At 58.0% G+C, this 20,139-nt stretch carries 20 protein-coding genes; 10 read left to right on the top strand and 10 right to left on the bottom strand.

Going from position 1 to position 20,139, the window contains the following annotated elements; all coding sequences use genetic code 11:
• Nucleotides 1–7: 7 nt before the first annotated feature.
• A complete protein-coding gene (gene rpsJ / locus ABRP93_RS08705; RefSeq protein WP_003848085.1) occupies nucleotides 8–313 on the bottom strand; it encodes a 30S ribosomal protein S10 in 306 nt (101 codons plus the stop codon).
• 711 nt (nucleotides 314–1,024) lie between these two features.
• Here rpsJ and ABRP93_RS08700 point away from each other — a divergent pair.
• Genes ABRP93_RS08700 through amaP form a run of 6 tightly spaced genes read left to right on the top strand, consistent with a single transcriptional unit; the run spans nucleotide 1,025 to nucleotide 4,311 of the window.
• Nucleotides 1,025–1,504 carry an Asp23/Gls24 family envelope stress response protein gene (locus ABRP93_RS08700; RefSeq protein WP_005276899.1) on the top strand — a complete coding sequence of 160 codons (480 nt, stop codon included), beginning with the start codon at nucleotides 1,025–1,027 and terminating at the stop codon, nucleotides 1,502–1,504.
• Between the two features lie 5 nt (nucleotides 1,505–1,509).
• Nucleotides 1,510–1,857, top strand: a complete 348-nt coding sequence (locus tag ABRP93_RS08695; protein WP_284770916.1) for a hypothetical protein — start codon at nucleotides 1,510–1,512, stop codon at nucleotides 1,855–1,857.
• Between the two features lie 2 nt (nucleotides 1,858–1,859).
• Nucleotides 1,860–2,054 (top strand): hypothetical protein, encoded by a 195-nt coding sequence (locus tag ABRP93_RS08690; RefSeq protein ID WP_023025176.1) that lies wholly within the window; start codon nucleotides 1,860–1,862, stop codon nucleotides 2,052–2,054.
• On the top strand, nucleotides 2,054–3,184 hold the full coding sequence (locus tag ABRP93_RS08685) for an Asp23/Gls24 family envelope stress response protein (RefSeq protein ID WP_349887675.1): 1,131 nt from the start codon (nucleotides 2,054–2,056) through the stop codon (nucleotides 3,182–3,184). Before ABRP93_RS08690 ends, ABRP93_RS08685 begins: the two co-directional genes overlap by 1 nt.
• On the top strand, nucleotides 3,177–3,743 hold the full coding sequence (locus ABRP93_RS08680; RefSeq protein ID WP_349887674.1) for a DUF6286 domain-containing protein: 567 nt from the start codon (nucleotides 3,177–3,179) through the stop codon (nucleotides 3,741–3,743). The genes ABRP93_RS08685 and ABRP93_RS08680 overlap by 8 nt, the downstream gene beginning before the upstream one ends.
• The gene (gene amaP / locus ABRP93_RS08675; protein ID WP_349887673.1) at nucleotides 3,736–4,311 is read left to right on the top strand and encodes an alkaline shock response membrane anchor protein AmaP; all 576 of its coding nucleotides are present in this window, start codon (nucleotides 3,736–3,738) and stop codon (nucleotides 4,309–4,311) included. Before ABRP93_RS08680 ends, amaP begins: the two co-directional genes overlap by 8 nt.
• Here the strand turns inward: amaP and ABRP93_RS08670 are convergent.
• Nucleotides 4,300–4,998, bottom strand: coding sequence for a hypothetical protein (locus ABRP93_RS08670; protein WP_349887672.1), 699 nt, complete (start codon nucleotides 4,996–4,998; stop codon nucleotides 4,300–4,302). The two genes, amaP and ABRP93_RS08670, sit on opposite strands and share 12 nt — an antisense overlap.
• 347 nt (nucleotides 4,999–5,345) lie before the next feature.
• Between ABRP93_RS08670 and ABRP93_RS08665 the strand changes: the two genes are divergently transcribed.
• The 4 genes from ABRP93_RS08665 (at nucleotide 5,346) to ABRP93_RS08650 (ending at nucleotide 11,050) form a co-directional block, all read left to right on the top strand.
• Nucleotides 5,346–6,329, top strand: a complete 984-nt coding sequence (locus ABRP93_RS08665; RefSeq protein WP_284770911.1) for an ABC transporter permease — start codon at nucleotides 5,346–5,348, stop codon at nucleotides 6,327–6,329.
• On the top strand, nucleotides 6,330–7,322 hold the full coding sequence (locus tag ABRP93_RS08660) for an ABC transporter permease (protein ID WP_349887671.1): 993 nt from the start codon (nucleotides 6,330–6,332) through the stop codon (nucleotides 7,320–7,322).
• Nucleotides 7,319–9,202 carry an ABC transporter ATP-binding protein gene (locus tag ABRP93_RS08655; RefSeq protein ID WP_349887670.1) on the top strand — a complete coding sequence of 628 codons (1,884 nt, stop codon included), beginning with the start codon at nucleotides 7,319–7,321 and terminating at the stop codon, nucleotides 9,200–9,202. Before ABRP93_RS08660 ends, ABRP93_RS08655 begins: the two co-directional genes overlap by 4 nt.
• A 147-nt stretch (nucleotides 9,203–9,349) precedes the next feature.
• A complete protein-coding gene (locus tag ABRP93_RS08650) occupies nucleotides 9,350–11,050 on the top strand; it encodes an ABC transporter family substrate-binding protein (protein ID WP_349887669.1) in 1,701 nt (566 codons plus the stop codon).
• 361 nt (nucleotides 11,051–11,411) lie between these two features.
• Here the strand turns inward: ABRP93_RS08650 and tuf are convergent, their stop codons facing one another.
• The 8 genes from tuf to ABRP93_RS08610 all read right to left on the bottom strand — a co-directional run bounded on the left by tuf (nucleotide 11,412) and on the right by ABRP93_RS08610 (nucleotide 19,947).
• Complete coding sequence (tuf, locus tag ABRP93_RS08645) at nucleotides 11,412–12,602, bottom strand: elongation factor Tu (protein WP_023025170.1); 1,191 nt, start codon at nucleotides 12,600–12,602, stop codon at nucleotides 11,412–11,414.
• 389 nt (nucleotides 12,603–12,991) lie between these two features.
• Nucleotides 12,992–15,121 (bottom strand): elongation factor G, encoded by a 2,130-nt coding sequence (gene fusA / locus ABRP93_RS08640; RefSeq protein WP_349887668.1) that lies wholly within the window; start codon nucleotides 15,119–15,121, stop codon nucleotides 12,992–12,994.
• Between the two features lie 319 nt (nucleotides 15,122–15,440).
• Complete coding sequence (gene rpsG / locus ABRP93_RS08635; protein WP_005281195.1) at nucleotides 15,441–15,908, bottom strand: 30S ribosomal protein S7; 468 nt, start codon at nucleotides 15,906–15,908, stop codon at nucleotides 15,441–15,443.
• Between the two features lie 6 nt (nucleotides 15,909–15,914).
• Nucleotides 15,915–16,286 (bottom strand): 30S ribosomal protein S12, encoded by a 372-nt coding sequence (rpsL, locus tag ABRP93_RS08630; protein WP_005276879.1) that lies wholly within the window; start codon nucleotides 16,284–16,286, stop codon nucleotides 15,915–15,917.
• Nucleotides 16,287–16,550: 264 nt separating this feature from the next.
• Entirely contained in the window at nucleotides 16,551–17,102 is a 552-nt protein-coding gene (locus ABRP93_RS08625; RefSeq protein ID WP_349887666.1) for a nucleoside/nucleotide kinase family protein, read from the bottom strand.
• A gap of 26 nt (nucleotides 17,103–17,128) precedes the next feature.
• Nucleotides 17,129–17,899, bottom strand: coding sequence for an energy-coupling factor transporter transmembrane component T family protein (locus tag ABRP93_RS08620; RefSeq protein ID WP_349887665.1), 771 nt, complete (start codon nucleotides 17,897–17,899; stop codon nucleotides 17,129–17,131).
• Nucleotides 17,892–19,319, bottom strand: coding sequence for an ABC transporter ATP-binding protein (locus ABRP93_RS08615; RefSeq protein ID WP_023025166.1), 1,428 nt, complete (start codon nucleotides 19,317–19,319; stop codon nucleotides 17,892–17,894). The genes ABRP93_RS08620 and ABRP93_RS08615 overlap by 8 nt, the downstream gene beginning before the upstream one ends.
• A gap of 13 nt (nucleotides 19,320–19,332) precedes the next feature.
• Nucleotides 19,333–19,947: an ECF transporter S component gene (locus ABRP93_RS08610; protein ID WP_023025165.1), complete on the bottom strand. Its 615-nt coding sequence runs from the start codon at nucleotides 19,945–19,947 to the stop codon at nucleotides 19,333–19,335.
• Nucleotides 19,948–20,139 lie beyond the last annotated feature (192 nt).

The following is a 20,139-nucleotide window of genomic DNA, read 5'->3' as shown; positions in this document are numbered from 1 at the left end:
AAGTCGCTTACTGGATGTTCACGTCGACGCTTGCCGGAAGATCGATGCGCATCAAAGCATCAACGGTCTTCGGGGTCGGGTCGAGAATATCGATCAGGCGCTTGTGCGTGCGCATCTCGAAGTGCTCGCGAGAGTCCTTGTACTTGTGCGGAGAACGAATAACTGCGTACACGTTCTTCTCGGTTGGGAGCGGCACTGGGCCAACTACACGAGCACCCGTACGGGTAACGGTCTCGACGATCTTCTTTGCAGAAGCGTCGATTGCCTCGTGGTCATAGGCCTTCAGCCGAATGCGGATCTTTTGTCCCGCCACGCTTATCCTCTTCCTCGCTTCCCCACTTTCACATTCCCGGCGTTTCCGGGGCGTGAAGCGGTGGGAAATTGCTTCTCGATTTCTCTATAACGTTGTCCGGGCCTGGGGCCTGACACAACGCCAGTGGTCTGACTGTCATGACAACCAAGAGATACAGCACATGGCAAATGCCAGTCTGCAGTACTCCTGACGGGGTACAAGACCCGTAGTCAAAGTATTGTGAAGAGGACGGTTTTCACGCATTACACGTGGAGAGTGTCCTATTCGCTAACTGCCGCTGTTTATTTGCCATGCCCCTTCTCCGGTCCATCGTCTCGGGGTGTCTCTGCTCTAGCGCGGACCTAGCCCGATCGGATGACCTTCCAGTCTGTGTTTCAGGAAAATCCTGAGCCACGGTGACAACGAAGGTGTCATGTTCGCTTTACCAGCTCAGCGTCTCCCCGATACGCACCGTATTTAAGGCGGCCCACTATCGGTTCGCGCTGCCCTGTTAAAGCAACCTATGTATTTAAGCACGATGGACTGGTGTTTTTCAAACCACTCCGGCAATAGTGCCAATAATCACGTTTTGGTAAATATTGTTGTCCCATACCCCACTTCCGGTTAGGGCGTAGGTACGCTCAAAGAGGGATTTTGAACCATTGGTTCTTGGTCCTTCAATTTCATATTGCGACCATGCAAGTCAATATTTAAGGAAAGGCCTTAAAAACCATGTCTGAGAACAACACTCCTGCTAAGCACTCTGAGAACAACGTTGCCGCTTCTGAAGAGCGCGAGGTAAACAACAACCTGGAGACTCAGTACGGCACCACCACCATTGATGACGTCGTTGTCTCCAAGATCGCTGGCATTGCAGCCCGCGAGGTTTCCGGCGTTGACTCCCTTGGTGGCGGCGGCGCTCGCATGATGGGCACCATCCGCGAGTCCTTCGGTGCATCCGAGGACGTACGCCAGGGTGTTGACGTAGAGGTAGAAAACGGCTCCGCAAAGATCGAGATTGCCATCACCGCTGAGTACGGTGTTGCTATCCACGAGCTGGCTGAGGCAATCCGCCGCAACATCATGAATGCTGTCGAGCGCATGACCGGCCTGACCGTAGAGCGCGTTGACGTTGTTGTCCACAACGTCAAGCTGCCGAAGGAAGACTCCGAGTCTGAAGAGCAGGCTGCACTGAACCAGGGCCAGGCATAAGAACAATGCCTGAACCCCGAGCACAATTTGAGCTCGAGGTAAGCCACGCTCACGCAATTGCGGAAGCGGTGCAAAAGCTCAACGGTGTCGCGGGCCTTGACGGCGGATCCTACGGCTCGGTGAGCCTACTCTTCCCGGGCGAAAGGGTTACCGGCATGCGCCGGCCCGATCCCCGCGACGATCGCCACCTGCAAATCAACGTCCGTGTTGATATCAGTGCGCAGCCTGATCTGTACCGCCTAGCGGAAGAAATCCGCTCGGCAGCCCGCAAGGCATGTACGGAGCTAGAACGCGTCGACGTTGAGTTTTCTGACGCCGTAGATGGCTTATCCGCTGCTCCCTCGAAGGATTAGATATGAAAAATTACACCACATTGGGCATTGTTATCGGCCTGCTACTTGCCTTCTTTTTGTACTTAGGTTGGGGTTGGACGCTACTCGCCGTGCTGCTTGCTGCCGTCGGTGGCCTCTTGGGCTCCCACTTTGATGGCCGCATCGACCTCAGCGCCGTGTGGAATGGCCTCATTGGCAAGGAGAAAGGCCAAGGCTAATGTCAGAAGGTTCCACTAAGGGCCACACGCGTTTCTCGCTGCGGACCATGGAACGAATCGTGACCGCCGCGATTGCCAGCGTGCCTGGCACAAAAGATTTAGATGCCAAGCTTGCTGGCATTGGCGGACGCGGTTATCCACGGGTTTCGGTACAGATGGACCCAGAGCGTGAAGTCGCCGCTGTAAGCGCGACCATCGCTGTGGTGTGGCCATCTCCGGTTACCGCAGTCGCGGAAAGTACGCGTGCCGCCATTTCAGAGGCTATTGCTGCCCATACCGGCTATTCCACCACCCGCGTTAACGTCACGGTCGGTGAATCGGTTCCGGATACTCGCGTTACCGCAGAACAGCTTGCGCAGCGCCCTGCCGCTTCGGCTTACACCCCGGAGGTCACACCTTCTACCGTGACCCAGCCTGTTACTCAGGACTCGGTCGAAGTGCGAAGCATCGAGACCCCGCAAGAAGCCGCGGTTCGCAACGTCGACACCCCGCAAGAGGCGGAGATCCGCGAAATTTCTTCTGGGCAGGAAGTTGCGGTTCGCGGAGTATCGGCGCCATCTGGTGACACGCCAGTGCGCTCCGTCGATACGCCGCGAGAGGCTCCGGTGCGCAGCATTTCCGCTGATCTTCCGGACCACCAGCTGCTAGAAATTAGCGCTCCAGAAGATCATGAACCGCGCCGTATCGTCGAGCCACGCCCAGAGCAGGTACGCAGCGTTCGCGCTCCGCGCCCTGGCAGGTTGCTTCCGAGCGGACAGGTACGCCCCTTTGTCAAAAAGGCAAAGGTCTCTGTCCCCCGTCCGCAGCCTTTGCGCAAAATCGAGTTCGACAATACTGAACAGAAAAAGCGCGTTCGCGTTGCCCGCCCGGCTCCCCTGCGTAAGGTGCAGCCACCGCGCCCGCAACCGCTGCGCAAGATCGAGATCGACAATTCTCGAAGCGAGCAACGCGTGCGGACCGCTAGGCCCGCATCACTACGCAAGGTTCAGGCCCCGCGCCAAGAACCTCTAAAGCGCATCAAGGTATCGCCAGCTAGCCAGCGCCCGTTGCACGTCTATGCACCACGGCCTGAGCCGCTGCGTGCCATTTCCATTACCCCGTACCACGAGCAAGGAGGCAATAATGGCTGAAATGAATTTGCCTGAGCATTTCGGGCAGCAGCCCAAGACGTCTCCTGCAGTTCGCACGTGGACCGTAATCCTGGGTTTCGTGCTGCTTGTCATTGGCATTGTGGGTGTACGCGAAACCTGGCTTGTCGGCGCAGACGCTAATGCCCAATCGTGGGTCCAGCCGGTCCTCGATCTTATTGCCACCGAGCAATTAGAGACGTGGATGATCTGGGCTGGCGTAGGCTCCATCGTGGTTGGTCTCATCTTTGTATTCGCTGCGGTAAAGACCCGACGCAATACCCACACCCAGATCGCTTCCGAGTCCGCTTCCATGTGGATGCGGCCAGTTGATGTCGCACGATTGAGCTCTGCTGCAGCACGCCGCGTTCCGGGAGTTGCTTCCGCGCAGACTTCGGCGGATACCAAGAGCGCGAAGGTCACCGTCAATGGCGATGAGCAAGACTCCGAGTTGCCTGGGCGCGTGGAAAAGGCTGTCAACAGCGCTTTAGAGGTCCTTGCAGATCCACCAAAGGTCACCGTAGCCGTAGAGAAGATTCCGGAGATGGATAATCATGTCTAAAAAGCTTGCTACCTTTGACCGCATCCTCCTCGGCTTGCTTGGAATTATCCTCATCGCGCTAGGCGTATGGCCGATCTTCATTAACTTCAATGTGGAATTTGCTGAGTACTTGGCCGAGTGGGTAGACCACGATACGTGGCGCACCTTGGGCGATAATAGCTGGTGGGTCTGGGCCTTGGCTGGCGCCTCTGCTCTGCTGCTCATCATTGGCTTGTGGCTCATCGTCGTGAACCTGCGTCACCGCCGGTTTAATAATGTGGACTCCGCAGCCTCCAATGAACAAGGCGCCATCTCTGCATCCATGAATGCCATCGCCACCGCGGTGGCCAAGGATCTGGACTCGCTCGATGGTGTGGAACGCGTGGACCGCCTGGTTGCGTACGACCGCGCCCGTCCAACACTGCAGTACACGGTGGTTGCTAACCCAGATACACCGCTGGAGCGCTTGACCAACGCTGTGGAAACTAATGAACGCGACTTCCGGGAGGCTTTCCCGAACGCTGACCTGGATACCAGCTATAAGCTGCACTTCACCAAGGTTAAGCCGATGAAGGATTTAGCTGAATAAGGGGTTTGGGGTCTCTGCAACGAGGACCTCAACCACCTTACCGAGCCGCGCATAATCGCCGCCCTCGAGGAGTACTTCCAACTCCTCGCCAGGGCGGCATTTTTCTATCCTTTTCCACGCATAATCGCGGGCAACCACCCGTCGATTCTCCTTCTGAAAGAGATGCAGTCCGTGGTCTAGAACTGCAATCGCACTCTCGAAACGAAGGACATAAACAAAGTCTCCCAATTCGTAGCGCTTAAGCCCGCTGAGTCCTGGTAGGCGTTCAGACAGCCGCATGATGCTGGAGACGATTCCAAGGCGGTGTTCAAAGCCTTCAGCGTCCGTAACCACGAAGGGCCGGCCGGGCCCCGTTGGCCGAATCGCACTATATGACCACACCACCGGCTGCGTATTAGCGCGGCGAACAATGATGCGGGAGGCATCGGCGGTGATGCGGCAGATGGGGGCATCGCTAAGCACGAGCCACTCACCTGTGCCCACGCGACCTTCCTCGAGGGGCAATAACGGCGGGTGAACTTCGGCCTGCCTCTCAAGTTCCGCGACCAACTCCGCGTCGCTCACGCCCCAGCCGATGCCCCGGTTGGCTAATAAGGCAAAAAGCGTAGGCAGGCTCAGATCAGGCTGCCCCTCCCACGCCTTGCGCAGCGCTGCCAAGGTCGGGTCAATGCGAGTGGGATCTTCCATAAGTGACTAGCCTACCGAGCCCTTCTGCCCTAATACAGCCACGGGGGAACACCCCGCATTGGTTGATTGGTTACCCCCGTTGTCACTTATTTTCAGTTAAGCAATTCTTATAGCTGTTGAACAATTCGGGTTTTTAAATCTGCAGTTGAATCCCATTTTTCTTTTTAGCGCCCTAAGTGTCTACACTGAAATAATACCTGTCGTTTGATTGGCGATGTACATCACGGAGCTACGTGAATTGTGCCCTCGCTTATATCTTATTAGATTGGTCACATACAACGACTTCATCGTTGGCTTCATATTTATTCGCACTGTTTCCTGCTTAACCGCGCACGGAGAATTTCCCCATGACAAAGTATTTGATCAAAAAGATCTTGGGCTGGTTACTCATGATCTTTTTAGCCACAAACTTGGCTTATTTCTTGGCGGCCTCGTTTTTGGACCCTCGTTCGAACTATACCGAGCGCCGTCCTCCACTTTCAGATGAGGAAATCAATAACCTCCTCGAACCCTATAATCTCAGCCCAGAAACCCCGCTTTTGGAGCGCTGGTGGACTTGGCTGACCAACATCATCACGAAGTGGGATTGGGGACAGTCCCCAGTCGGTGAAATGGTCAACGAAGAGATCAGCTACCGCATCTGGGTTTCCGCGCAGCTGCTCTTGCTTGCCACCATCCTGTCCATCGTTATCGGTGTGGCCGTTGGTGTGTACACCGCCTCCCGCCAGTACAAGACCGGTGACCGCGTGTGGCAGGGAATTTCCATCATTGCGATGAACACCCACGTGGTTGTGGCTTCCATCGCAGTCGTATGGGCCGCACTGGAGATTAACGATCTGACCGGCAAAAAGATCTTCTACGTCGTCGGTTCCAAGTCCCTAGGGGTCGAGGGATTCTTCCCCAAGCTCCTAGACTCCGCACAACACCTCGTCCTGCCCACGATTTCCCTGGTGATCATCAGCTACGCCAGCTACCACATGACCCAGCGCACGCTATTGCTCGATAACCTCGATGCGGATTATGTCCGCACCGCACGCGCAAAGGGGCTTACCCGCCAGCAGGCCATCCGCAAGCACGCGCTGCGCACCTCCATCATTCCGGTGGCAACGTCTGTTGCCTTCTCCGTGCCGGGCATTTTCACCGGTGCCGTGATGACGGAACGCATCTTCGGCTGGAACGGTATGGGCCAGTACTTCATCCAGACCATCAGTAAAAACGACATCAATGGCGCGGTAGCCGTGGCGGCATTCGGCGCCGCGATGACGGCCGTGTCCGCAGTCCTGGCAGACCTCGTTGTTGTCGCCTTGGATCCACGAGTGAGGGTGAGCTAAATGACAAATCCCAAAGAACCAAAGATGTCCAAGAAACAGCCCCGTGGCGAGGTTTCTACGCGCACGGAGGTCGTCTCCGAGGATCCTTTAAGCAATGAGGAAGCCGAGCGCATGGCCACGCTACCGGAGGTCCCCCGCGGTACTTCCCGGTACAAGCTCTACGTTCGCCGCTTCTTCCGCAACAAGCTGGCCACGGTTGGCGTCATCATCCTGGGTTTCCTTATCTTTGCCGCTCTTTTTGGCAATTTCTTTGCCCAGTGGGACTACGCGGAACCTGACTTCCTCGCCCTGTCTGAGCCGCCAAGTTCCGAGCACTGGTTCGGTACCAACGATTCTGGCAATGACCTCTATGCCCAAACCATCCACGGTCTTGGCAGGTCCCTGACCATCGCCATCGTGGTGTCCTTTGCCACGTTGGTCATCTCGGCATTCATCGGCTGTGGCGCGGCACTGTGGGGCGGTTTGGCAGAAAAGGCCGTTCTCGCCGTTATCCACTTCCTGCTTTCCATCCCGACCTTCCTGCTCATCGCCCTTGTGGTGGCAGACTCCGGCGGTGACTGGAAGCTTTTGATGGTCGTCCTTATCGCCTTCGGCTGGATGTACCAGGCCCGCGTGATTTGGTCCCTAGCACTTACCGTCCGCGAGCAGGACTATGTCCGCGCCGCAAGCTACATGGGCGTATCCAAGATGCGCACCATTGTCCGCCACGTCATTCCTAATATCGGTTCGCTGCTTATCATCCAGTTCGTCTTCGGCGTGGTGGGCACCGTGGGCTCTGAAACCGCACTGTCCTTCTTGGGCTTGGGCGTGAAGCTTCCCGATGTCTCCCTCGGTACCTTGCTGCAGGGCGGCACCGCCTCCCTGCAATCTGCCCCGTGGCAGTTCTACTTCCCCGCCGCTACCTTGACGCTGCTGACCGTCTCCATGGCATTTATTGGCGATGGCCTGCGCGACGCACTCGACCCCAACTCCAATTCCGGAGGTAAACTATGACTTCGCCTATCTTGTCCGTCAATGACTTACGGGTCAGCTTCCCCTCTGAAGCAGGTACCGTCTCTGCGGTGCGTGGTGTCAGCTTTGATCTGCATCCCGGCCGCACCTTGGGCATCGTCGGCGAATCCGGCTCCGGTAAGTCCGTGACTTCCATGTCCATCATGGGTCTGCTGCCGGAATACGCCAAGGTTGAAGGCTCCGTGAAATTCGATGGCCGCGAGCTCCTCGGGCTTTCTGATAAGGAAATGTCCCGCATCCGCGGCAATGGCATCGGCATGATCTTCCAGGATCCGCTCTCCGCGCTGACTCCTGTCTTCGATATTGGGTCCCAGCTGGTAGAAGCCATCCAGGCCCACCAGGACATCGGCAAGAAAAAGGCCCTTAAGCAAGCCACCGAGCTGCTAGATCTGGTGGGCATCCCCGAGCCCCACCTGCGCCTAAAGTCCTTCCCGCACGAATTTTCCGGCGGTATGCGCCAGCGCGTGGTCATCGCCATTGCTATTGCGAATAACCCGCGCGTGCTCATCGCCGATGAGCCAACGACGGCCCTCGACGTCACCATCCAGGCCCAAATCCTGGACGTCATCCGGGTGGCGCAGCGCGAAACCGGCGCCGCCACCATCATGATTACCCACGATATGGGCGTGGTGGCAGAAACCGCCGATGATGTCATGGTCATGTACGCCGGCCAACCGGTAGAACACGGCGACGTCGACACCATTTTTTCTAACCCCCGCATGCCCTATACCGTAGGCCTGCTCGGTTCCACGCCGCGCCCTGATTCCTCGGCCTCGGAGCCCCTGACCCCCATCGAGGGCAACCCACCGGTCTTGGTGAACTTGAAGGATCGCTGCCAATTCGCCCCGCGCTGCCCCGTGGCGCAGGAGGCTTGCCTGACCGGCGAGCCGGAGCTGCTTCCGCTCAAGGACGAATCCGTATCCCACCGCAGCGCCTGCCTGCGTGCGCCCGAAATTCACGACCGCAAGATCGACGGTGAGCTGATGTTCAAGCCGCCGCAGCTTGCCGATGACGTCTTGGCTGACGTTCCCCGCGAGGACCGCAAGACCACCCTCGCCGTGAACGACCTGCGCAAGCAGTTCCCGCTCACCAAGGGCGCTCTGATTAAGCGCAAGGTGGGCACCGTCAAGGCCGTTGACGGCCTTACCTTCGATATCCGCGAAGGTGAGTGCATGGCCATCGTCGGCGAGTCTGGCTGTGGTAAGACCACCACGTTGCTGGAGATCATGGATCTAGACCCTGAAAACGGTGCCGTTGTCCTCAATGGCAAGGATGCCAATGGCATGAGTGGGTCCGAGCGCCGCGAGGCCCGCAAAGACATCCAGATCGTCTTCCAGGACCCAATGAGCTCGCTCAACCCTCGCCTGACCGTACGCGAAGTCATTGCGGAGCCGCTCAACTCGCTGGGCTTTGATGGCGATGTTGATGCCCGCGTGAACGAGCTCATGGGACTGGTCGGCCTTGACTCCTCGCAACTGGACCGCTTCCCTAGCCACTTCTCCGGCGGCCAGCGCCAGCGCATCGGCTTGGCACGCGCCCTAGCCACGCGCCCTTCGGTCCTCGTGCTGGATGAGCCAGTCTCCGCCTTGGACGTGTCCATCCAAGCGGGCGTCATTAACCTCCTCGAGGATTTGAAGCGCAAGCTGGGCCTGTCCTATCTCTTCGTTGCCCACGATCTTTCCGTTGTGCGCCACCTTTCGGACCGCGTTGCGGTGATGTACAAGGGCAAGTTCGTCGAGTCCGGCTCGACGGATGAGATATTCGATAACCCGCAGGATGACTACACCAAGAAGCTTCTGGATGCCATCCCGAATCCGGATCCCAAGGTTGCCCGCGCACGCAGGGAAAAGTCCCGAGCATAGCCTTCCCATAGCCCCGCACCCTTTCCAGAAAGTGATTGCGGACACAAATATAAATATTGTAAAGTACCCCACATAGTTGCAGTGGGCGGTCACCAAATCGACCGTCTATGCCAACTTCGTCTTCACCTCACGCAAGGAGTAATCCCCATGAAAAAGTTCGGTCGCTTCCGCATAGCAACGGTTGCCACTCTCTCCGCCACCGCACTCGCCCTCACCGCATGCTCGGGTTCTGGTGACGGTGGCGACTCCTCCAACAAGGCTGTCGGCGGTCTAGAGATCGACGTCAAGCCCACCGGTGACTACAACGAGAAAGAACGCGATGAGATTAAGGACGGCGGTGAGCTCACCCTCTCCCTTTCCGAGCTAACTGAGCAGCAGAACCAGTTCCACGCCAACATGACCACGGATACCAGCACCGTATGGAGCTGGTATAACCCGCAAATGGCGCTCTATGACGGCGAGGGTCACTACACCCCAAACCCTGCCTACCTGGATTCGGTAGACGAATCTACCGAAGGCGACAAGACCGTCGTGACCTACGACATCAACGATGACGCCACCTTCAACGATGGCACCCCCATTGACTGGACCGCTTTCGAGAACACCTGGCGCTTCAACAATGGCAAGGACATGGACGTCCAGGTCAACTCCACCGACGGTTACGAGCTGATCGAATCCGTGGAGAAGGGTGAGAACGATAAGGAAGCCGTGGTCACCTTCGAGGGTCCATATCCATGGTGGCAGGGACTGTTTAACGACATCCTGCACCCAGCGATTGATACCGCCGAGAAGTTTGACAAGGAGTACCTGGGCAAGCTCAACCCGCAGTACGGTGCGGGCCCATTCAAGGTCGAAAACTCCGATTTCCGCGGCGGCACCGTGTCCTTCGTGCCTAACGAAAAGTGGTGGGGCGATGAGCCGAAGCTGGACAAGGTCAGCTACCGCGTGATGGAGGACCAGGCAACCATCAACGCTTTCCAGGCTGGCGAAATCGACGCCGCCGGCGTCGGTACCAAGAATAACCTCACCATCGCCGCAGACATGGGCGATTCCATCGACGTCCGCGCAGCCACCCTCCCGGCCAACGTCCTGTTCACCTTGAATTCCAAGGCCCCACAGCTGGCTGATAAGGATGTTCGCCACGCAGTATTTGCAGCCATCGACCGCGACCAGCTCGCAGAGATCCGCTACAACGGCCTTGGCTATGAAGAGGAAATGCCTGGCTCCCTGACCCTGTACCCAACCCAGGAAGACTACAAGGACAACCTTTCTGAGGTTCTCGAGTACGACGTTGAAGAGGCCAAGAGCCTGCTGGAGGACGCCGGCTACTCTGAGGGCGATGATGGCTACTACGCCAAGGACGGCGACAAGCTGTCTCTGCGCTACGTTCTTATCGGCGATGACGAGGTCTCCAAGTCCACCGCTACCGCCGTCCAGAAGATGCTGAAGGACGCTGGCATTGAGCTGAAGATTGAGGAGCGCCCAAGCTCTGACTTCTCCAAGATCAGCAACGAGCGCGACTTTGACCTCTTCCTCTCCGGTATCGCCGCAAGTGACCCATTCGGCCCAGCATTCTTTGGTCAGACCTACGCCAGCGACTCCACCCTCAACATGTCCGGCACTGGTACCGAGAAATTCGATAAGAAGATTGAAGAGATGCAGAAGCTGCCGACCCGCGATGAGCAGATCCAGCGCATCAACGAGCTCGAGTCCGAAGCCTTCGCAGAATACGGATTGCTTCCGTTCGCCAACGGCCCACAGATGGTCGGTCTGAAAAAGGGAATCGCAAACATGGGCGCCCCCGGATTCGCCGTCGTTCCTAAAGAAAACATCGGCTGGGAGAAATAATAACTACTTCCCTCACTAGATAAAGGCCTTCCCTGCCCGCAGGCACGGAAGGCTTTTTCCGTTTTGGGGCTCGCCTCCGACTAAGCCAGTTAGCCAAGCGACATAAGATACCGCCCAGACCGAGCCGGATCTGGAACTATCACCTCGCTCGTCTCCTGCACAGCATTCTCGCCACCGACGAAGGCTTAAAGGCATAATGCAAGTTGTAAATGGTCCAACCAGCTTCGAGCTACAGCACCCACCCGCTCGAGTGCCGGCTGACACCGCGCGGGGAACGCGTCTAGGGATCAAAAAAGTCCGCCACACCGACATGCGGTGCAGCGGACTCTTAAAGCTCTACTGAGCGGTTACGGGGCCTCGATTAGTCGAGAACCTTGGTAACGCGGCCAGCGCCGACGGTGCGGGAGCCCTCGCGGATAGCGAAGCGAAGGCCCTCGTCCATAGCAACAGGCTGGATGAGCTCAACGGACATCTCAACGTTGTCGCCAGGCATAACCATCTCGGTGCCCTCAGGCAGGTTCACAACACCGGTAACGTCGGTGGTGCGGAAGTAGAACTGAGGACGGTAGTTGTTCATGAACGGGGTGTGGCGGCCGCCCTCGTCCTTCTTCAGGACGTAGACGGAACCCTCGAACTTGGTGTGAGGGGTGTAAGCGCCCGGCTTGATAACAACCTGGCCACGCTCAACGTCCTCGCGCTTGGTACCACGCAGAAGCAGACCACAGTTGTCGCCAGCCTCGGTGTAGTCCATCATCTTGCGGAACATCTCGATACCGGTAACGGTGGTGTTCTGGGACTTCTCCTGGATACCGATGATCTCAACGTCCTCGTTGACGTTCAGACGACCGCGCTCAACACGGCCGGTAACAACGGTACCGCGGCCGGTAATGGTGAAGATGTCCTCGATAGGCATCAGGAACGGCTGGTCGGTAGCGCGCTCTGGGTCAGGGATGGAGTTGTCGCAGGCCTCCATCAGGTCAACGATGGACTGTACCCACTTCTCGTCACCCTCGAGTGCCTTCAGAGCGGAGATGTGAACGATAGGAGCTTCCTCATCGTAGTCCTGCTCTGCGAGCAGCTCGGAGATTTCCATCTCCACGAGCTCGATGATTTCCTCATCGTCAACCATGTCGCACTTGTTCAGTGCAACGAGGATGTAAGGAACGCCAACCTGGCGAGCAAGCAGAACGTGCTCGCGGGTCTGCGGCATCGGGCCATCGGTTGCAGCAACAACCAAGATAGCGCCGTCCATCTGAGCTGCGCCGGTAATCATGTTCTTGATGTAGTCGGCGTGGCCCGGGGCGTCAACGTGTGCGTAGTGACGCTTCGGGGTGGAGTACTCCACGTGGGAGATGTTAATGGTAATACCGCGCTCCTTCTCCTCAGGAGCCTTGTCGATCATGTCGAACGCGAATGCCTGGTTCTCCTCAGGGTACTGGTCAGCCAGAACCTTGGTGATCGCTGCGGTGGTGGTGGTCTTGCCGTGGTCGACGTGTCCGATGGTGCCGATGTTCACATGCGGCTTCGTACGCTCGAACTTCTCCTTTGCCACTGTATGTCCTCCTGGACTATATGGTGGCTACGACCTTCGCAGCCACGTGGTTGACAGTTGTCATTGGCACCTGACCCATTGTCTGGGACAAAGCGCTAATGACGCTTTCTTTACGTGCCAGTTACACGATCCTAGATTTATCCCGCGGTTTTTTCAAACCGCCATTATAGGAGGTAACCCCGCGTATTTTCGCGGCCATTTCCCTCAACAAGAGTCTCAAATAAAGGATCCTGGGAGGGTAACGGCCGGCTCAATTCACAACCAATGGTTTTAGCTGCAAACTCAGCCCGCCGCTACCCGGCCCAGTTGCCACATTTAGCGGTGAGGCTGGCATCTACTGGCAGAGACTACCAGCCCTTAACCACCGCTGAACGGGCGGGGCGTCGCTATTAGTTTGCGCCGCCGGTGCGCTCTTCGATGATCTCCTGAGCCACGGAGGAAGGAACCTCAGCGTAGGAGTCGAAGACCATGGTGAAGTTAGCGCGGCCTGCGGTGGAAGAACGCAGGTCACCGATGTAGCCGAACATCTCAGACAGCGGAACCTTAGCCTTGACGACCTTGGCACCGGAACGGTCTTCCATGGCGAAGACCTGGCCACGACGGGAGGAGATGTCACCGTTAACGGTACCCATGTACTCCTCAGGGGTAACAACCTCAACGGCCATCATTGGCTCCAGCAGAACCGGCTTTGCCTTGGCCATAGCTTCCTTGAATACCTGAGACCCGGCCAGCTTGAAGGCCATCTCGGAGGAGTCAACGTCGTGGTAAGCGCCGTCTTCCAGCGTTGCCTTGATGTTGACCATCGGGAAGCCAGCGAGGTAGCCGTACTGCATAGCATCCTGAATACCAGCGTCGACGGAAGGGATGTATTCCTTCGGCACGCGGCCACCGGTAACTGCGTTCTCGAAGGCGTAGGTTGCGGACTCTCCCTCTTCCAGGGTCTCTGGGTCCGGGTTGTACGGCTCGATGGTGCAGATAACCTTTGCGAACTGGCCGGAACCACCGGTCTGCTTCTTGTGGGTGTAGTCGATGGACTCCACCTTGCGGCGAATGGTCTCGCGGTAAGCAACCTGCGGGTTACCAATGTTTGCCTCGACCTTGAATTCGCGCTTCATGCGGTCAACCAGCACGTCGAGGTGGAGCTCGCCCATGCCGCCGATAACGGTCTGGCCGGTCTCATCGTCCAGCTCAACGGTGAAGGTTGGGTCCTCAGCAGCCAGCTTCTGAATGGCGTTACCCAGCTTCTCCTGGTCGGCCTTGGTCTTCGGCTCAATGGAGACCTTGATAACCGGGTCCGGGAAGTCCATGGACTCTAGAATGATCTGGTCATTCTTGTCACACAGGGTGTCACCGGTCGTGGTTTCCTTCAGACCAACAACGGCGTAAATGTTGCCGGCGTCAGCCTGCTCCACCGGGTTCTCCTTGTTGGCGTGCATCTGGAAGAGCTTACCGATGCGCTCCTTCTTGCCCTTGGTGGAGTTCATAACCTCGGTACCAGGGGTGACCTGGCCGGAGTAGACACGCACGAAGTTGAGCTGGCCGAAGAAGGGGTGAGCTGCAATCTTGAAGGACAGTGCGGAGAATGAAGACTCAACGGAAGGCTTACGGGTAAGCTGCTGCTCCTCATCGCCAACTGCGTGACCGATAACCTCGCCCACGTCGAGCGGGTTCGGCAGGTAATCCACGACGGCGTCCAGCAACGGCTGGACACCCTTGTTGCGGTAAGCGGTACCGCAGTAAACCGGGTAAATCTCGGAATTGATGGTCAGCTTACGGATGCCGGCCTTCAGCTCGTCGATGGTGAGCTCCTCGCCGCCGAAGTACTTCTCCATGAGTTCTTCGTCGGACTCCGCAACGGCCTCAACCAGCTTCTCGCGGTACTCTTCAGCCTTGTCCTTGAGGTCTGCAGGGATTTCCTCGTAGGTAGGTTCTGCACCGGTTTCCACCTTGCCGCGCCAGGTAATGGCCTGCATGTTCAACAGGTCAACAACGCCGTCGAAGTCATCCTCAGCGCCGATAGGCAGCTGCATAACCAATGGCTTTGCGCCCAAGCGGTCAACGATGGTGTCAACGGTGTAGTAGAAGTCTGCGCCCAGCTTGTCCATCTTGTTAACGAAGCAGATGCGTGGAACGTCGTACTTAGCGGCCTGGCGCCACACCTGCTCGGACTGTGGCTCCACACCTTCCTTACCGTCGAAGACCGCGACGGCGCCATCAAGGACACGCAGGGAGCGCTCAACCTCAACGGTGAAGTCAACGTGACCCGGGGTGTCAATGATGTTGATCTGGTTGTTGTTCCAGAAACAGGTGACGGCCGCGGAGGTAATGGTGATGCCGCGTTCCTTTTCCTGTGCCATCCAGTCAGTGGTGGATGCACCGTCGTGGGTCTCGCCCACCTTGCGGTTGATACCGGTGTAGAAGAGAATACGCTCGGTAGTGGTCGTCTTACCAGCATCGATGTGGGCCATGATGCCAATGTTGCGGACCTTGTTCAGGTCCTTGAGCACTTCTTGTGCCACGTTTATACCCCAACTTAATAGTCGTCGACGCCGTGACCAGAAACCTGGCTAAGACGCCTGCATGGATAAGTTCTTTAAAAGTTTGCCAATTAGTGGCCGTGCTAGGTACCCAGTGGCTCCTAGACTTCCATCGCCTCAGTGTACTTCACACGAAGCGAATACGCGGGACTAGACCAGCTGTGCTGGCCTAAATCACACGTAGTGCCACTAAAATGGCCTAAGCAAGAGATATGAAGTTTTAAATCGCCGCCGGGAAACCCGGAGATCAGCGCGAAACTCGTTTCTCGTTGCTTAGGCCATTGATTAAGGTGCTGAAAAATTACCAGCGGTAGTGAGCGAAGGCGCGGTTAGCCTCAGCCATCTTGTGGGTATCCTCACGACGCTTCACGGAAGCACCGAGGCCGTTGGAGGCATCCAAGATCTCGTTGGAGAGACGCTCGATCATGGAATTCTCACGACGCTGGCGGGTGAAGGTCACCATCCAGCGCAGTGCCAAGGTGTTGGCACGGTCCGGACGGACCTCAACCGGCACCTGGTAGGTAGCGCCACCCACACGGCGGGAGCGAACCTCGAGGTCCGGGCGGATGTTACCCAGAGCCTTTTCCAGGGTGCCAACCGGGTCAGTGCCGGTCTTCTCGCGGCAAGCCTCAAGCGCGCCGTACACGATGCGCTCTGCGGTGGACTTCTTGCCGTCCTGGAGGATCTTGTTGACGAGCATGCTTACCTGCTCGGAGTTGTATACCGGGTCCTTTACTACAGGACGCTTCGGAGCAGCATTCTTACGCATTGTTTATTACTGTCCCTTCTTTGCGCCGTAACGGGAACGAGCCTGCTTACGGTCCTTGACGCCCTGGGCATCCAGGGAGCCGCGGATGATCTTGTAACGAACACCTGGAAGGTCCTTCACACGGCCGCCGCGAACGAGGACCATGGAGTGCTCCTGCAGGTTGTGTCCCTCACCTGGAATGTAGGCGGAAACCTCGATGCCGCTGGTAAGGCGCACACGAGCAACCTTACGAAGAGCGGAGTTCGGCTTCTTCGGGGTGGTGGTGTACACGCGGGTGCACACGCCACGACGCTGCGGGGAACCCTTCAGCGCAGCGGTAGAGACCTCTTTGCGCTTGGTCTGGCGGCCCTTGCGGACCAGCTGTTGAATAGTTGGCATTAAACAGTCTTTCTGTCGAATTGCACCACTTCTTAAGAAGGGAACCAAACATGCAAAAATAGGCGCTCTTTCCCGGGGCGCTTCGGCATGTCCAGAACTCTTCCCAAGGCGGGCGCCTTGTTAAGGATCAGACTTTTCACCATGTTCTTTGCGCGCCATATTCACACAGGGTGCGCAGTACACAGTGAACTGAAGATAAGAGTAGCAGAGCTTGCATTCTGAGCACAAAACAGCGGCTTTACCCCGCCGGCGACGCTAGGGAGGCTACTCCCACTCCCACGTCAGGTCTGACTCTGCGGCCTTGTCAGAAAAGTAGGATTTTTCTTGCTCTTCCCAGGTAGTAAACCATTTCTCGTAGGCCGGCTCGCGCGCAATCGCGCGCTCATAGCGCTGCTCGCGGGGGCCATCGATGCGCACGGCCACCACCGCGCCCCGCTTTTTCGCCGCCGCTATATTTTCTGCGGTTACGGAGCCGACGCCTTCAACAATGAGGTCATCGCGCACATCGAGGCTTGCCCAGTCCCCGGGGCAATTTGCTTCCCAATCCCAGCGCCAATATCCGGGATTCATGGTGCGCAAGACCTGCTCGCCCACCATCGCGGATCCCTTCTCCAAGCCATGCCAACCGGGATAGAATTCATCGAGGTGAACCACCCGCCAGTTGGTGCGATCTGCCAAGGCGGCGGAGGTCCAGGTTTTGCCGGAGCCCGAGGGGCCATCGATAAGCACCGTGATGGGTTTAAACGCACGCTTTCGCGAGGCTGCTAGCTTAACGATGTCCTCCAAGAGGCGCTCTTGTTCGGCATCAATGTCCATAGTGCTTGAATCACTGCTTTCGCGGATTAAAGGCCAAAGAATTTCCAGGCCCCAGTCAGTACCGAAGTTACCACCGGTACACAAGCAAGGGCGAGGCCGCAGGCCATAACCCACCCATCACGGGCGTGCAACCTGGATTCTCGGGCCCAAGTCCGCTCCCCTCCTCCGGGTGGGGTGCGCCCGAAACCGCGTGCTTCCATCGCGGTCGCAAGCTTGCCGCCGCGGCGCAAAGCAATCACCAACAGACCAAAGGACATCGTAAGCAAGTGCTTGAAGCGCCCTTCATCCGTGAGCCCGCGGGCCCTGCGCGCCATGCCGAGCGATTGCCAATCGGATTTCAGGAGCGTCATCATCCGCACGCCGGCCACGGCGCCGATAACGAAGCGGGAGGGAAGGCGGAGGATCTGCGAGAGGGCATCGCCAAGCTCGGTGGGATCGATATCGCGTGCGAGCACCACCGTTGGTAGTGCGACCGCAAGCACACGCAGCGTGATCGCAATGGCCAAGGTGAGCGAATTTTCCGTCACCGTAATCAGCCACCAGCTGAAGTACTCCTCTCCCCCGGGCGCGCCATAGAGCAGCATGGAAATGCCCGATAGCGGGGCGATAAGGAATAAGAACCAACCGGCCTTCCACAAGCGCACCCAGGAGACGCCACATAACGGCGCCAAGATGAGTGTCAGGCTTAGCGATATCGCCGCCGATACCCAGTCGATGGAGGCAAGCAGCGGCGTAACCCAGACGAACATCAAGAAGATGCGGGTCAGCGGGTTTACATTGCGTAGAAGATTAGGCACCGCGCACCTCCACCTGGTAATCGCCCAAGGACGCCATGAACAGCGGGTCATGGGTAATGGACGCAATCGTCGTGCCTTCATCGGCCAATTGGCGCAACAAGCCCACCAATTCCACGAAGGTGCCGGGATCCTGGCCAAAGGTCGGCTCGTCCAATAGCAGCACCTCCGGCGCGGTCACCAGAGCCGTTGCTACCGAAAGCCGGCGCTTTTCGCCGCCGGATAGCGTAAACGGATTGGCCTTGAGCAAGTGCCCCAAGCGCAGCGATTCCACCAACTGGGCGATGCGTTTCTCTGGGGGATCGACGCGCATGACCTTGGGCGCGACCCGCAATTCCTCTTCCACGCTGCGGGAGACAAATTGGTGTTCGGGATTTTGGAAAACGAAGCCAATGCGGTCCGCCAATTCGCGGGATTTCCACCGGGAAGGAGGGCCCTTCACGCCGCGGCGGATGAAGTCAGCGACCCCGATTTCCCCGGACTCGGCCGGAAGTAGCCCCGCCATCGTCATCAGCCACGTGGATTTTCCCACGCCATTGCGCCCGGTAATGACGGTCGAGGCCCCCGCCGGCAGGGAGATGGATCGCGGCGGCCCATAGCGGGTTACCAAATCCTTGCTCCACAGCGCCGCGTTGGACTCATCGAGGGCATCGCTTGCCCGTGACCGCGCCTGCGGGAGACCGGTGACCTGGCGCTTGCGGGCGACGTCAGCAAAGGGGGCATCAGAGATAATGCGCCCATCCTTCAGCTCTACTGCGCGGTCCAGCACGCTTTCCCACGCCGCATGCTGATGCTCGACCACCACCAAGGTGGCACCCGTGTGCTTCACCAGCTTGCCGACGGCCCGCACCACGTCCTGCGCCCCTTCCGGATCCAGGTTGGCGGTGGGCTCGTCCAATAGGACCACGCCCGCGCCCATGGCGATGACCCCGGCAAGCGCCAGGCGTTGCTTCTGCCCGCCGGAGAGGTGCTCGGTAGGAAAATCCAGGTCCACGTAGGGGCCAACCAGCTCCTGAGCCTGTTGCACCCTGCGCCAGATCTCCTCGCGCGGATATGCCAGGTTCTCGCAGCCAAAGGCGATATCGTCGCCCACGCGCGCGGAGATGACCTGCGAGTCCGGATCCTGCAGGACCAACCCCACCGGAATGGTCCGACCCGGCTCTTCGACCGTGCCCGCAGAATCCTCCAAGGTAATCTCGCCGGTGCGCGTGCCTTCCTCATCGGAACCCAAGACACCTGCCATCGCCGCCAATAGCGTCGATTTTCCGGAACCGGAATCCCCGCACAGCAAGACTTTCTCACCGGGTTCGATGACGAGGTCTATGTCCTGCAGCGCCGGTTGGGAGCGCCCAGCGTGGGTCCAGCCGTAGCCGCGGGCCGCAATTTTTGTGGCGTTTCCTGCTAAGCGTGAAAAATCAGTCACAGCGGTCTAAGCCCTAAGCGCGCTGTTCGCGGCCTACTGCAAAGCGGTCAAGGGCACCGGTCTTTGCCAATGCCTTCACCACATAAAAGCCCAGGGCTCCGGCCAAGATAGCACCGGAAATGGTCAACGTGACCAAGTAGATCATATTGAACTCGAAGGACTTCGCGAGGTTACCGGAGGTAAACAGCTCTAGGACAAAGGCGCCCCAGCCTGCTGCCATACCGGCCAGGATGGTCACCCCAAGGTTGAACTGGCGGTACATGAAGATGGCGAGAATGATCTCCACACCAATACCCTGCGCCAGGCCCGAGTACAGGGTGCTAATGCCCCACTGTGAACCCAAGACGGCCGATACCGTCGCGGCAAGGACCTCCACGTACACCGCCGCACCCGGCTTACGGATAACCAAGCCACCCAGGATGCCGCCCAGCAGCCAGATGCCGGTGGCCAAGCCACCAAGACCCGGCGTAAGAGCATCCATGGCCTCGTACCAAGCATAGCCCACGGCATTCCAGCCCAAGAACACGAAACCACAGGCAACACCCAAGACTGATGCCACCACGATGTCCACCACGCGCCAGTCCAAGCTGCGCTTTGGTGCTGCGGCCCCAGTAGTATTAGCAGTCATTATTTCCTCCCTCTCGCCGGAATTACCCGGATCAGGTTCAACGGTTCACCGCGTCATATCGCAGTATCTCAGCCTTCATTTCTGTGCCGATGCGGCCTGTGCGCCCCACGGGCCCACGGACCTGACCCCCAGATGGTGGACACCTTGAAACCAGCATCTCGCTGGGGAAGTGAGGTACCTTTCCACCATGCC

The sequence above is a fragment of the Corynebacterium sp. KPL2850 genome, assembly GCF_040225855.1.
Lineage (GTDB): Bacteria > Actinomycetota > Actinomycetes > Mycobacteriales > Mycobacteriaceae > Corynebacterium.
The sequence above is the reverse complement of the archived record's forward strand: the minus strand, read 5'-3'. Positions and strand labels throughout refer to the sequence as shown.

Excerpts from the sequence above, each read along its gene's own strand:
- ABRP93_RS08660 (WP_349887671.1), top strand. The coding sequence starts at position 6,330 with ATGACAAATCCCAAAGAACCAAAGATGTCCAAGAAACAGCCCCGTGGC.
- ABRP93_RS08680 (WP_349887674.1), top strand. The coding sequence starts at position 3,177 with ATGGCTGAAATGAATTTGCCTGAGCATTTCGGGCAGCAGCCCAAGACG.
- ABRP93_RS08625 (WP_349887666.1), bottom strand. The coding sequence starts at position 17,102 with ATGGACATTGATGCCGAACAAGAGCGCCTCTTGGAGGACATCGTTAAG.
- ABRP93_RS08685 (WP_349887675.1), top strand. The coding sequence starts at position 2,054 with ATGTCAGAAGGTTCCACTAAGGGCCACACGCGTTTCTCGCTGCGGACC.
- ABRP93_RS08695 (WP_284770916.1), top strand. The coding sequence starts at position 1,510 with ATGCCTGAACCCCGAGCACAATTTGAGCTCGAGGTAAGCCACGCTCAC.
- rpsG (WP_005281195.1), bottom strand. The coding sequence starts at position 15,908 with ATGCGTAAGAATGCTGCTCCGAAGCGTCCTGTAGTAAAGGACCCGGTA.
- ABRP93_RS08665 (WP_284770911.1), top strand. The coding sequence starts at position 5,346 with ATGACAAAGTATTTGATCAAAAAGATCTTGGGCTGGTTACTCATGATC.
- ABRP93_RS08655 (WP_349887670.1), top strand. The coding sequence starts at position 7,319 with ATGACTTCGCCTATCTTGTCCGTCAATGACTTACGGGTCAGCTTCCCC.
- rpsL (WP_005276879.1), bottom strand. The coding sequence starts at position 16,286 with ATGCCAACTATTCAACAGCTGGTCCGCAAGGGCCGCCAGACCAAGCGC.
- ABRP93_RS08700 (WP_005276899.1), top strand. The coding sequence starts at position 1,025 with ATGTCTGAGAACAACACTCCTGCTAAGCACTCTGAGAACAACGTTGCC.
- ABRP93_RS08610 (WP_023025165.1), bottom strand. The coding sequence starts at position 19,947 with ATGACTGCTAATACTACTGGGGCCGCAGCACCAAAGCGCAGCTTGGAC.
- ABRP93_RS08690 (WP_023025176.1), top strand. The coding sequence starts at position 1,860 with ATGAAAAATTACACCACATTGGGCATTGTTATCGGCCTGCTACTTGCC.
- amaP (WP_349887673.1), top strand. The coding sequence starts at position 3,736 with ATGTCTAAAAAGCTTGCTACCTTTGACCGCATCCTCCTCGGCTTGCTT.
- ABRP93_RS08670 (WP_349887672.1), bottom strand. The coding sequence starts at position 4,998 with ATGGAAGATCCCACTCGCATTGACCCGACCTTGGCAGCGCTGCGCAAG.
- ABRP93_RS08650 (WP_349887669.1), top strand. The coding sequence starts at position 9,350 with ATGAAAAAGTTCGGTCGCTTCCGCATAGCAACGGTTGCCACTCTCTCC.